Annotated in this window: 12 protein-coding genes; all 12 read right to left on the bottom strand. The window is 52.6% G+C overall.

Annotation, left to right across the window (positions count from 1 at the left end; genetic code table 11):
* Nucleotides 1-44 precede the first annotated feature (44 nt).
* The 12 genes from BA177_RS06705 to BA177_RS06650 all read right to left on the bottom strand — a co-directional run bounded on the left by BA177_RS06705 (nt 45) and on the right by BA177_RS06650 (nt 13351).
* Nucleotides 45-1478 (bottom strand): mannose-1-phosphate guanylyltransferase/mannose-6-phosphate isomerase, encoded by a 1434-nt coding sequence (locus tag BA177_RS06705; protein ID WP_068614513.1) that lies wholly within the window; start codon nt 1476-1478, stop codon nt 45-47.
* 92 nt (nt 1479-1570) lie between these two features.
* Entirely contained in the window at nt 1571-2908 is a 1338-nt protein-coding gene (locus BA177_RS06700) for a UDP-glucose dehydrogenase family protein (protein WP_068614510.1), read from the bottom strand.
* Nucleotides 2909-3045: 137 nt separating this feature from the next.
* Complete coding sequence (locus BA177_RS06695) at nt 3046-4110, bottom strand: hypothetical protein (RefSeq protein ID WP_068614508.1); 1065 nt, start codon at nt 4108-4110, stop codon at nt 3046-3048.
* 259 nt (nt 4111-4369) lie between these two features.
* Nucleotides 4370-5293, bottom strand: coding sequence for a GDP-L-fucose synthase (gene fcl, locus BA177_RS06690; RefSeq protein WP_068614506.1), 924 nt, complete (start codon nt 5291-5293; stop codon nt 4370-4372).
* A gap of 13 nt (nt 5294-5306) precedes the next feature.
* Nucleotides 5307-6392 (bottom strand): GDP-mannose 4,6-dehydratase, encoded by a 1086-nt coding sequence (gene gmd / locus BA177_RS06685; protein WP_068614505.1) that lies wholly within the window; start codon nt 6390-6392, stop codon nt 5307-5309.
* A gap of 109 nt (nt 6393-6501) precedes the next feature.
* A complete protein-coding gene (locus BA177_RS06680) occupies nt 6502-7260 on the bottom strand; it encodes a WecB/TagA/CpsF family glycosyltransferase (RefSeq protein ID WP_068614494.1) in 759 nt (252 codons plus the stop codon).
* Nucleotides 7257-8495: a glycosyltransferase family 4 protein gene (locus tag BA177_RS19010; RefSeq protein ID WP_068614491.1), complete on the bottom strand. Its 1239-nt coding sequence runs from the start codon at nt 8493-8495 to the stop codon at nt 7257-7259. Before BA177_RS19010 ends, BA177_RS06680 begins: the two co-directional genes overlap by 4 nt.
* On the bottom strand, nt 8492-9106 hold the full coding sequence (locus BA177_RS06670) for a class I SAM-dependent methyltransferase (protein WP_197493369.1): 615 nt from the start codon (nt 9104-9106) through the stop codon (nt 8492-8494). The genes BA177_RS19010 and BA177_RS06670 overlap by 4 nt, the downstream gene beginning before the upstream one ends.
* Before the next feature lie 245 nt (nt 9107-9351).
* Nucleotides 9352-10185, bottom strand: coding sequence for a hypothetical protein (locus BA177_RS06665; RefSeq protein ID WP_082989925.1), 834 nt, complete (start codon nt 10183-10185; stop codon nt 9352-9354).
* A 165-nt stretch (nt 10186-10350) separates the two neighbouring features.
* Complete coding sequence (locus BA177_RS06660; protein ID WP_197493368.1) at nt 10351-11226, bottom strand: glycosyltransferase family 2 protein; 876 nt, start codon at nt 11224-11226, stop codon at nt 10351-10353.
* Nucleotides 11219-12616, bottom strand: coding sequence for an O-antigen ligase family protein (locus tag BA177_RS06655; RefSeq protein ID WP_156762724.1), 1398 nt, complete (start codon nt 12614-12616; stop codon nt 11219-11221). Before BA177_RS06655 ends, BA177_RS06660 begins: the two co-directional genes overlap by 8 nt.
* A gap of 36 nt (nt 12617-12652) precedes the next feature.
* Complete coding sequence (locus BA177_RS06650; RefSeq protein ID WP_068614478.1) at nt 12653-13351, bottom strand: methyltransferase domain-containing protein; 699 nt, start codon at nt 13349-13351, stop codon at nt 12653-12655.
* Nucleotide 13352 lies beyond the last annotated feature (1 nt).

The following is a 13352-nucleotide window of genomic DNA, read 5'->3' as shown; positions in this document are numbered from 1 at the left end:
AAGTTGTCGCGAGTTGGCGGGCCGCCCGGGGCTGTGCCGTTCCCTCAGGTATTGGTGCCCTGGCGGCCGTAATTGTCCTCGAGCCGGACTATGTCATCCTCGCCGAGGTAATCACCGCATTGCACTTCGATGATGTGCACGGGCTCGGTGCCGTTGTTCGCGATGCGATGAACAGCACCGATCGGAATTTCGATGTGTTCGTTGACACCCATTTCGAATACTTCGTCGTCGCGCGTGATCGTAGCCATGCCACGAACAACCACCCAATGTTCAGCGCGGTGCGCATGTTTCTGTAACGACAAGACGGCACCAGGATTGACGATCAGTCGCTTAGCCTGAAAGCCATCGTCGCTGTCGATGCTGTCGTAACTGCCCCATGGTCGGAACACCTGGCGGTGCAGATTCACTTCTGCACGTTCGTTGCGTTTCAACTCGTCCACCAGCGCTTTCACGTCCTGGCTACGGTCGCGATGCACGACCAGAACGGAGTCCTTGTCTTCGACGATAACGACGTTGTCGATGCCGACCGCAGTCACCAAACGGCTTTGGCTGCTGATGTAGCTCGAACGGCAAGCGTGCGCAACCACGTCGCCAAACAAGGCGTTGCCGTTTCCATCCTGCTCACTCACTTCGTGCAACGCGGCCCAGGAACCGACGTCGCTCCAGCCGGCATCCAAAGGCACCATCGCCGCGCACGTAGTTTTTTCCATCACGGCGTAATCGATGGAATCCGCGGGGGACGCTTTGAAGGCAGCAGCATCAGGTCGGAGGAATTCGGCGTCGTGAACCGCCTTTTCAATGCTCTCGCGGCAGGCGCTGACAATGTCCGGCGCAAACGATTGGAGCTCATCGAGGTACGTGTCCGCGCGAAACAGGAAGATGCCGCTGTTCCAGTAGTGCCGGCCACCGGCAAGCAAGCGTTCGGCAGTGACTTCATCCGGCTTTTCAACGAACGATTGGATGACGGCTGTCTCGGCACCGTCGACATCTGCCTCGATGTAACCGTAGCCGGTGTGTGCAGAGGTCGGCACGATACCGAAGGTAACGAGCTGCCCTGCCGCTGCCGCTATCCGCCCCTGGGCCACTGCCGCACGAAAACGTTCGACATCACGAATAACATGGTCAGCAGGCATGACCAGCAACAACGGCGTGTCGGAGGCAGACTTCCCGGCCAGCGCGACCAGCGCCGCAAGCGCAACCGCAGGCGCCGTATTACGGCCCTCCGGCTCCAGTACCACACGGGATTTCGCACCTATCCTTAGTAACTGCTCGGCAACCAGAAAACGGTGTGCCTCATTGCAAACCACGAGCGTTTCATCCGCAATCCCTGCACTGGCACCCAGGCGCAATGCCGTTTGCTGCAACATGGTGTGCTCACCGGTCAACGACAGGAGCTGTTTGGGGTACATGGCGCGTGACGCGGGCCACAGCCGTGTGCCGGCGCCACCGGAAAGAATTACGGGTTGAATCAAGGACATGTGTTGTCTCGGTTCCCTGCAAGCTCCAAAGTGAGCCGACTTTACTGCATCGAACCTAACCGTGCCACGGACCTGGTTCAGGTTTTTCCAGCTCAGTTCGCGACGACACCGCTGCGGCCGATAGCGAAGTAATTCAGACCGAGTGACACCAATGTATCCGGATCGTAGAGATTTCGGCCGTCGAAAATAACCGGGTGAGTCAGGCTGTCTTTGATCAACTGGAAATCGGGGCTACGGAATTCTTGCCATTCGGTAACTATTGCGAGGGCATCGGCGCCAAGCAACGTTTCCTTGGCATTCTCGCAAAGGGCAAGCCGCGGTTCATTCGGGTACAAACGCCGCGCTTCCTCCATTGCTTCCGGATCGTAAGCACGCACCTTCGCGCCTTCGGCCCAGAGCGCTTCCATCAAGGTACGACTGGATGCCTCACGCATATCATCGGTTTTCGGCTTAAATGACAAACCCCAGACAGCAACTGTGCGGCCTGCTAACTCACCACCGAAGAATTCTGAAATCTTCGTATACATCCGTTGTTTCTGGCGATCATTGACGGCTTCGACAGCGTTCATTAACTCGGCGTCATAACCTATGTCCGACGCAGACCGCGCCAGAGCACGGACGTCCTTGGGAAAACAAGATCCACCGTAGCCGGCACCAGGATAAATGAAGTGGTAACCAATGCGCGGATCCGAACCAATACCTATTCTTACTTTCTCGATATCGGCGCCCAGTCGTTCCGCAATATTCGCAAGCTCATTCATGAAGCTGATTTTTGTCGCGAGCATGGCGTTCGCCGCGTACTTCGTGAGTTCAGCGGAACGGATATCCATGGTGATCAGGCGATCGTGATTACGATTGAAAGGCTCGTAAAGTGCACGCAATAATTCTGTCGTACGCGGATTGTCAGTACCGATAATAATTCGGTCCGGCTTCATGAAGTCGTTGATCGCCGCGCCTTCTTTCAGGAATTCCGGGTTGGACACAACATCGAACTCTGCTGCGGCGCCGCGAGCACTGATTTGTTCCTGAATCGCCGATTTCACCTGATCGGCGGTACCGACTGGCACTGTCGACTTATCAACAATGATTCGATAATCATCGATATGCTCACCGATGCTGCGAGCAACGGCCAAAACGTGCCGCAAATCCGCCGAACCGTCTTCATCCGGTGGCGTTCCAACAGCAATGAACTGAAACAGTCCATGCTTGACCCCATACTCGATATCGGTGGTGAACTCCAGACGTCCAGCGGCACGATTGCGTTCGATGTACTGATCGAGACCAGGTTCGTAAATAGGGACGTCACCCGCATTCAGCCGGTCTATCTTGTCCTGATCAATATCCACGCATACAACGTGATTGCCCGTTTCCGCCATGCAGGCGCCGGTAACAAGGCCTACGTAGCCCGAGCCGAAGATGGTAATACGCATGAAATTTGAGTCCCTGATCAAATCTTTTCGGTGTTCCGCAGCCGCGAAGTATATATGCACCGACAGGTCGATCCTATGACGGAATCGAAACTTCCTTGCAGATACTCATGCCCCGTCAGGAGACCAGGTTCCGGGGATCAGATAGTTTGTATCCCTCCGCTACGGCTGCAACGGCGGTTGTAACGGAACAATGTCGCAACTTTCTTGAGTATCAAATACTGCACGGAAGCACATCCAAGCCAGATGATGAACATCACGGATTCTGCAAATTCCGCCCAATGCCCCAGAAGCCCAAAGGCTGCATACAAAACAGCAATGGCAGTAAGCACCCACAAAGTCTGACGGACCGAGAAGCCGGCCCTGTACAGTAAGTGGTGGAAATGCTCACGCCCCGGTCGAAACGGAGAACGTCCCTTTGAGATCCGCCTGACGAAGCAAGTAAAAAGATCGAATAGCGGGACGGCGACGAACCAAAGCCCGGTTACTGGAGACATTGACCGCGAATCTCCCTGACTCACACGTATAGTAAGCCAAACTACTATTAACCCGAGTAAGGTACTTCCTGCATCACCCATGAACGAACGCAATCTACGATTGGCATAAACAGGGTAATTAAAAACCAAAAAGCCCGCGACCGAAGCACAAACAACAGAAGCAATCGCCGTAGTGTCAACCGCCATGCCACCTGCGACTACGATACTGAATAGGGAGATAATCGCCATGCTTCCTGCCAGTCCGTCAACACCGTCAACCAGGTTGAATGCGTTAATGACTGTCAAAGTTACGAGAATCGTGAATATTAGCGCGAACGGCCCCAATGAAATCGTGCCCAATCCAAGCGGGTTCCCGACGTCCCAAACAACGAGACCGCCGCCGTATACCATGATAATTGCAGCGCAAGTTTGCGCTACCAATCGAATCTCAGCGGGTACGTCGTAGCGATCATCGAGCGCACCTACGATAACCAACAACGCGCCTGACAATAATAAATACCAGTACCCTGACGCCAAATCAGGCAATAGCGCAAGTCCGAAAAAGATACCTGCAAACATGGCAATGCCGCCGACTATCGGTATTTCACCGACGTGTGACTTGCGCCCACCCGGTCGGTCAACCAGACCTACACTGACCGCAAGCGGCCGCAGCACCGTCATGAACAATAGAGTTATTGCTACAGATATAGAAATCGACGCAGCGATCATTTCCCACTCAACCCTTTGTTTCTAATACGATTTTCCAGCACCACCCACTACGGCGGTGGAACAATCTAAAACAAGCTGCCAAGAATAATAGTGAAGAACTAACGCACCTTGTCATTTGCAGTTGACGACGGGGGCGTAAATTACACCAAATCCATTAATTTTGGTAACGAAACAGCAGAAGCGACAGTTCAGGGGCAAGAGACAACTATCTCGACCAGATCCCGAATATCCAGAAAAAACGCAAGATTGAATTATTGCTCTAAGAGCGCTGCACGTTGTTTAGAAACCACTCGTAGGTAGATTTTAAGCCAACACCGAGCGAAATCTTGGAGTTCCAGCCCAGTTCGTGCAGTTTGCCCACGTCGAGGCGCTTTCGCGGCGTCCCGTCGGGCTTTGAGCTATCGAAGATAAGCTCACCAGTAAAACCAACCACCTGTTTGATGCATTCGGCCAAGTCCCGGATACGGATATCCTCACCACACCCTACGTTGATAATCTCCTCAGCGCTGTAGGTATCCATCAAAAAGACGCTCGCGTCGGCAAGATCATCGACATGCAGAAATTCACGCCTCGGCTCCCCGCTCCCCCACACTTCAAAATTGGCATCGCCATTCATCAGTGCTTCATGGCACTTCCGTAGCAGCGCTGGCAAGACATGAGAGCTACGCAAATCAAAATTGTCGCCGGGCCCGTACAGATTTGTCGGCATCAATGAAATAGCGTCGAAATCATGCTGCTTACGGTAGGCCTGACATGTCTTAATACCGGCAATCTTGGCTATCGCATACCATTCGTTCGTCGGTTCGAGAGGCCCTGTCAGAAGACTTTGTTCAGAAATAGGTTGCTCTGCAAACTTTGGATATATGCAAGACGAACCCAGAAACAATAATTTTTTGACGCCGTTTCTCCACGCTGAGTCGATAACATTTGATTGCATCAAGATGTTGTCATTAATAAAATCAGCAGGAAATTCGCTATTGGCAAGAATGCCTCCGACCTTTGCAGCGGCAAAGTACACCTGATCAATCGCATTGCTCTCAAACCAGGCCCGAACCGCCGCCTGATCCGTAAGATCAAGCGTTGCGCGATCGGCAACAAGTGGCTCAATGCCATCCCTCTTCAAGCGGCGGCAAATAGCCGAACCGACGAGGCCATTGTGGCCCGCTACATATACTGTGGGCATAGTAATCCGCTACTTATTCATTGTAATTGAAACTGCGATACCCTGCTTTCTCGATCAAAGTATCCTTTTTGGCAATACGCAAATCAGCAGCGACCATCTCACGAACCAATTCTTCGAACGTGATTTCGGCCTGCCAACCAAGACGTTCCCGTGCCAGCGTCGGATCACCAAGGAGGGTATCCACCTCAGTAGGCCGGAAGTAACGCTGGTCGACATAGACAATTTTCTTACCAGTGTTTTTCTCTATACCAATTTCGTCCACACCTTCGCCCGACCACTCAATTTCCATTCCAAGTTCCCGTCCGCTTCTCTCAATGAACTCCCTTACGGAATGTTGTTCACCAGTCGCAATAACGAAGTCCTCCGGTTCGTCCAATTGCAGCATTTCCCACATTGCGCGAACGTAGTCCCGCGCATGTCCCCAGTCTCGCAGCGAATCAAGGTTGCCAATGTAAAGTGCGTCTTGAAGGCCCAGATTGATGCGACACAGTGCTCTCGTGATTTTGCGAGTGACGAAGGTTTCGCCGCGTAGCGGTGACTCATGATTAAACAGAATACCGTTGGAGGCATGCATGCCGTAAGCCTCACGGTAATTGACTGTTATCCAGTATGCATAGACTTTTGCAGCGCCGTACGGCGACCTTGGATAAAACGGCGTCGATTCTCGCTGGGGAGTTTCCGCGACTTGACCGAACATCTCTGATGTCGACGCTTGGTATATACGCGTTTTCTCCGTCAATCCGAGCAGCCTAACGGCCTCAAGTATGCGAAGCGTGCCCAGCGCGTCTGAGTTGGCCGTGTACTCCGGGGTTTCAAATGACACCTGCACGTGACTCTGCGCAGCGAGATTATAGATCTCGTCCGGCTGTACCTGCTGGATAATACTGATCAGGTTAGTTGCATCGGTCATATCACCGTAGTGCAAACGGAACCGAATATCCGGATCATGGGGATCTTGATACAGATGGTCGATGCGGCTTGTATTAAAGGATGACGCGCGACGTTTAATGCCATGCACAACATAACCTTTATCGAGCAGCAACTCAGCAAGGTAGGTGCCATCTTGTCCGGTTACGCCGGTTATCAATGCTGTTTTCATATGCCTTCGCTATCTCATTATTGTTTTGGCGCGCCACAGTTCTTCGCTACGTGTTTGTATATCCAACGTTCTGAACTCGCCATTCGTAAGTGCGGCCGTTGCCGCCGTCTCAAGATTTTCCGCCTAGTCGTGCCAACATCACTTGCCATAGAAATACCGGGGCCGAAATAAACATACGACGCCACAAGCGACGCGGTTCTTTCAGAAGTCGTGGCAACCACTCCAACCCTAGTCTCTGAAATGCAATGTGGGATCGTTCAATATTGCCTACGTAAAAATCGAAGACAGCGCCAATGCTGGCCACGAAGTTCACATTTAATCTATCGCAAACGGCCGCTGTCCATTTTTCCTGTTTTGGTGCTGTCATGCCAACCCACAGCACATCTGCACCCGAAGCGTTTACACGTGCCACCATTTCCTCAATATCCGACTCGTCAAATTCCACCTTGAAAGGCGGCGAATATGTACCCGCAACCTTAATATTGGGATAGTCTGACGCCATCTTCACCCTAATTTTCTCAAGCGTTTGTTCGGTAGAGCCAAGAAAAAACACGCAAGCACCGCCTCGCCTATTAAGCTTCTCATGCAGGCCGACAAATATGTCGAATCCGGTAATGCGTCGGCGAATGGTCCCACCAAATATCGAGGACGCAAGAATAACACCTGCCCCGTCCGGAACGAGATACGTAGCGGTCGACAGAGCATTTGAAAAACTTCTATCGCGCCTTGCTACTGCGTAAGAATGCGGATTAAAACAAGCTAGGCTCGTGCAATCGCGACCAGCCAGCCCACTATTGACAATCTCATCCAACAAGTCATGCTTAGAATCGGCAGTTACGTCATAGCCAAGAATACTTTCCGTCTTCATGCGACCTCACGTTCGCCTGTGCATTCGTGCTCCCGAATGCTAATTGCATTCTTGTATATATTCATCAGGCTCTGGTAGTTCACGCCTTCCGTATACTTTGTTTCGTACTCACGCCTCGCTGCAATTGACAGGTCGCGCAATCGTGGCTCATCCTGCCAGACTGTGGCAGCCACCTCCATCAAGTTTCGCGAATTGCCCGCTTCCACTATGGCACCGGCCATTCCATCGGCCACAATCTCTGGAAGTGGCCCCAGATTCGAAACGATTGCCGGCGTTCCGTAAGCAAATGCTTCGCGCAGCGCCATGGGGAAACCTTCGAACCATTTCGACGGCAGTAACAAAAGCTTGCTGGTAGCAACCCAACGTTGTGCCGCCTCTGCATCAACCTGTCCGACAAAGCGTATATTCTTGACTCCGGATCGCGTTACGCGTTGCTCCAATACTTGTCTGAGCGGCCCATCACCTACAATTGCCAGTTCCGGGGCCGCAGCCCCCCAGGCGAGCCAGGCATCTACGAGTTCTGTGACGCCTTTTTCTTCGCCCACACGGCCGACACACACCGCGCGCTCCTCACGTTCTTCCCACGGAATAACGTCCGGCGAACCAGGAAAGAAATTTGGTTTTACAAACATTTTCCGAGCCGGCAGCCCTCCATCGGTCATACGTTGCCGCTGAAAGTCACTCAACGCGATGTACGCATCAATCTCATTTGACCAGGTTCCGAGCCGCCTGTGCAGCGCAATCTTCGCGGCAACTGGCACACTTGCTGGACGGCTACCGCGATAGCAACCGTGCACGACCGCGGGCCAACTCGCTTGTCTGTCGATGCACTGCGTACAAACTTTTCCATTGCGCATAGGAATGCCCGCCGCACACTGGAGCCGATAATTGTGTAGTGTCAGTACAGTAGCCGCATGCCGGTGGGCCCTGCCAAATACGCCGGGAGAAATAAGCGGAAACGTGTTGTGTATGTGCACTACATTCGGTTGAAAATCGCTCATGGCGCGGTCCAACGCACGTACAGATAGCGGGTTCCAGGGCGTAACCAGCCCACCGTAAATAGCTCCAGCCGCTGCGGCAAAAAGGTTGCTCGATCGAATTTGATCGCTGTGTCGTGTGAACAAAGCGACGTCATGCCCACGCTCCTTTAATAGACGCAGCTCAGCCTCAAAAACAACATTCTCCCCCGACGGCGCGGCGGAACCATAATAATTGTGGACGAGGAGGACTCTCATGAATTCCGGGCGATATAACGAAGACCACCGTCCATGCCGATACGTTGCAACAGGTACAGAATTTGCGCCTGCAGTCCCTTGGCAAGGTAGCGCACGGGCTGAAAGTTGCGGCTAGTCTCGGTAAAGCCGGCACGTCGCAGGCAAATCTCTAGGGATGAAGGTGAAAACAAGTTGATATGGGTCGGGTTCTGCGCTTCCCGCCACTCGAACTGCTGCAGCCGCGCCCTGATACCGCCGGCATTCGGTGTCGTCAGAACGAGCTGGCCACCGGGTGCCAATAGTGTTCTTATCCGCTGCAATTCCGCAACTGGGTCCAACATGTGTTCAACAACCTCTATGAGAAATACCCAATCGAACTTATGCGTGGGTAGCTCATCCGCATCGCGAATCCAGTCCTTGTCCAGCCAATTCGGCTTCGTGCCATACGGTTCAAACGCATAAACATGTTGACAGCCGCGTTCGATCAGGGTCTTTGCGAAGTGACCATGGCCCGCGCCGTAATCAAGACAGACAGCATCTGGTATCGGCCGCCATTGGAACGCATCCAGCAGCGAATTTCCGATAAGCGCATCCGTCGATCCCGTAGCGAGACTGCTAATGTCGTCCGACAATTGCCAAGACTCGTCATACACCTTACCCAACTCGCCCGAATCCGGTGTTTCGGCAAAGGAAAGCGACCCACAAGCAGTACACTTCGTTCGCAGCCAGTCTGGACGAGCTTGTGGCCCCGCCCCCGATTTGCATTCAGCGAGACACCATTCGCAATTTAATTCATCCATGTACTGATCAACCCTTCCAATTTCGCACCTGACCGACTGCCTTAGTGGCAGTAAACAACCGTGGTTCGGTTACCCGATCACTTTCGACTTACGCATCTGAAAATCCATCGAAATCGCTCCACAAGCGATTTACTGAAAATGTGGTCCTCAACCCAGTCGTCGAGATCATCCGCCGCTGCAACCGAATTTGGACAATTGAGCGGAAAACGTAGAGGGCCAATCGGGCGTCCGAGCCATCGTGAGTCCGTAGTCGTGTTTGTTGCATCTTTGCCCGCACCAATATTGGAGATCAGGTTGACACTGGGAATAGCTGATAAACCGTCGCAAACCCAATGCGTATAGGTCCACTTGTATGCCCAACTATTGATTTTGCCGCTGCTAACTTGCCCCAGCAGCCATTTCCAGTAGAACGCAGCGCGAAGCCCGCCAAGCTTGCGCTGCAAGTAGGAGAGCTTCAGACCCATGGCATCCTGATCCAGTTCGTTGTGAAACTTCTGCCAGCGATTCGCCCATGTAGCCCATCCCCAACAATACGCATAGCGCGAAAACTCGATATCTGGAGACCCAGGCGTCGACGGCGCAAATCTCGTGCCCGACACCGACATCACGCGCTCAATATTTTCATAAAACTGCAAAGCAGTTTCGCAGAATCGGAAGAACGATTCATCCGGGACGCAATCGTCTTCGAGAATCACTGCTCGGGATTCCTGACTAAATACCCAATCAAGTCCTGATGACACACGCTCCATGCAGCCGAGATTCTCTACTGAATAGTTGCGCTTGACGCTGCAATTCCACGACAGGTTTTCGAACACGTCTCTGGACGCAGTAACCTTTTCTATATCGTCAGGTCGAGAATCGCGCGGACCATCGGAAATCACATAAAGTTTGCCGGGCTTTATTCGGCTCAATACGTCTACTAATTGCCTGGCGCAATCCGGTCGATTAAATACCACTACGACCACTGGTACTCTATACATCTTTTGACCTTGTCGTTCTCGCTTGAAATTCTCTCGCAGAATTTACTGCGCACTTGAGTTCAGCCTTAGAGCAATGAGCTGTTGCAGTATTTCGTTTCACTCAGAAACCCGTTTGCGCTCGCGTTGCCGCATACCCGCTCGTACGCCAGATACAAGCGCCCCGAATGAACAGCGGAGGCCATAGGGCGAACGGTTTAACACTACTCCCGCAATCCCTCTCATGAACCGTAAGACATTCAACGGGAAAGGGTAATTTTTGGCTACCACGTACCAAAACGCCTGTCGTGTTGCTACAAACTCTTCCATTGAACGACTCTTATCTCTAGCAATTGCGTGATACACGACAAGGGTTGGATCAAAGGACCCACTCACGTCCGCCCGCAAAAGCCTCATAACCAGATCAATCTCCTCGGCAACCGGCCAACTTGTGCCAGCACCGATCCTCTCGTCGAAAAATACGCTACACCCATGCAAAGATTTTCGGTCCAGAAACAACCCCACACTACAAGCACGGTCGAATACGTTCCACAAGCTCAGCGGGCCTCCCGAAGAAGCAAATGCGGGGTTGAACTTACCTGGCTCAGTGTAAAGGCCGGAGACAATTCCCGTGCCAGGTGCGTCGGCGAACCGCTCAAGAACTCCGGCTATCACGTCAGGACCATACCAGCAGTCGTCGTCAGGAAAACCGAGGTGAGAACCCTTAGCCTGAGACAAAGCCAAATTTCTCGCACGTGACAACCCAGTCCCCTCATCGCGCAGGTAGGTAATATTTAATCGCTCGGAAAACTCCCTCGCAAGCAATTTCACTGTGTTGCTGGCGCGTGATTGATCAACAAGTATGACCTCGAACTGCCCACACACCTGATTGACCAGTGAATCGAACAGCCGCCGCAATTCATTCGGCCGCCCGATCGTCGCTACCAGTAGACTCACTAACGGCACTTCATCATCCACTGGCACAGCATCACTCACGCTCAGTCACCGCATCAGTCGGCGACACATACGTTGCCGACATGAAAGCAATAGCCAGCCAAGCATGCGCGGCAGCAAGATAGCCCGCTGCACCGGAAAAAATTAAGGCACCCTGAGTAAGAGCCAGCACCGGTATGCCGCAACAAATTGCGCCATATGCGCGAGACGAACTACGGCGAAATGGTGATCGCGAAAAAAAACCTGCCAGAGGCCGCGTTAGCACTGAAAGCACAACAAATCCATAAACAAGGCCAACGACGACACCGTAGCGGACTATGACGTCAAGGTAGTCACCATGCATTCCGAAAACGCTATAACGCTCACTGGTCGCTATCGGGTTGAATCCGCCAATGCCGGTAAACCACATTACCGGTCGATCCGCCAGATCTCTGACAAACAGCTGCGCAGATTCAATGCGCGTACTACCAGACCCGGATGCGCCGGTAAGTTCGTCAAAGGAAAACCGATCCGCCATGAAGTCAATAGTCAGGGACTGGAGCACAACCCAGTAGCCAGAGTACATCAAGAGCGCTAACCCGAGCGGAACGAGGAGTAAAGCCCACCTGCGAAGCGCAGTGTTTATTGTGCATGAGTACACGAGCACGACCGCCAATGCCCCCAGCCCAATCCGCGACAGACTACCCGCGACACATACAAGGCTTGTTAGAGAAACGGTTAAGAGCAGCAGCCCATTCGCGGATACCCGGTCACGAAGGTTAGTGACAATAAGACACCAGAATATCGCTATAACGGCCATTTGCGGAACGGCTCCACGGAACAAACCCAGAAACCCGAAGCCGAAGAACACAGCCTCATCGGCCGCCATCAGTGCATCAACGGCATTTTCAACGTCCTTCAGTCTTTCATAGACGACGAAATCAACACCGCCCGCATACTGCAAAACACCCAATACGAAGAGTGCCGAAAACTGAACTGCCATCAGCCTGACGATAGGAAGCCCTTCCACCCGCCTCAGCTCCGAAGCGAGCACCGCTACAGCCGCAACAACAATAAACGACCTAAAAAGTACGTTGCTGAGAATAACAGTGTGATACCCAAAGAAGGTATCGTCGAGAAAAACGTAGCCGAGCGGCACAAACAACAACGGGATTATTAGAAATAATAACGCTACCGGTGCCGTTGTCCTTTTTGGAATGCTGAAGCCGCGCAGATAGAGCGACCACAGCAACACCACCGGTACAACAATATCGAACAGGAATACCATGCCAGCATCAGCGAGCGGCGAGTACACCCATACCGGAACGGTAACAAATGCGGATGACAACATCAGATTGAGACGTAGAGGAACACCGACACGCATAACTGTAGCAACAACAAGCACGCAGATCGCCTGAACCAATAACGCGAATGTGAGCGCGCTTCCAGTCAAGTCCGAGGCCTCCTTGCTCCGGGACCAGGCGTGAATTCACCCATTCTTTTTTCGCAAGACATACACGAGATAGTTGGAACGCAATTCGATCGGGTTCGGGTTGCGAACAAATTTCGATGTCAGCCGTTTAAACAAACGCCAACCAAGACGCCGCATAAAGCCTCCATTTTTAGCCGGAGGGACTGCCCCTCCCCAATGCATCTCAACAATCTCAAGTCCAGTCTCGTCAATAAATGCCTCCAGAAGCCATCGCGGAAGCATAGTCCGGTGGCCCGTCGCTTCCAAACTTTGCGGGCTCACATGAAAGACAAAACCGCTACGCAAGTATATTAGACGCGAATCAATATCAAGAACGTTCGGCGTAGACAATAGTACAGTACCTCCGGGCTTTACCAACCGCAAACAATCGCGCAACAGCTTAGAAGGATTTTCTAAGTGCTCAATGATCTCCATGGCGACTACTGCATCAAAAGATGATTCATCCAGACAGGGCTCCAGCGGCGCATTGAGATCAAGCGACAGTTTCGGAATATGCGCCGGCTCCCAGGTCTTCGGATCGATATCATTCGACGTAATGCTGTATCCGTACTCGTGTAACCTTTCCGAGAAAGCACCCGCGCCGGCTGCAAGGTCAATTACGGTCGCGCCCTTGTCGACATACTTAGTAAACAGCCCGAAACATTGTTCGTGCAGGCCTTGTGCCGCTCGTACTTCAAGGTCCTTATATTCCCTCATT

This window comes from Woeseia oceani (genome assembly GCF_001677435.1).
Lineage (GTDB): Bacteria > Pseudomonadota > Gammaproteobacteria > Steroidobacterales > Woeseiaceae > Woeseia > Woeseia oceani.
This window is presented reverse-complemented; position numbering and strand designations above follow the sequence as displayed.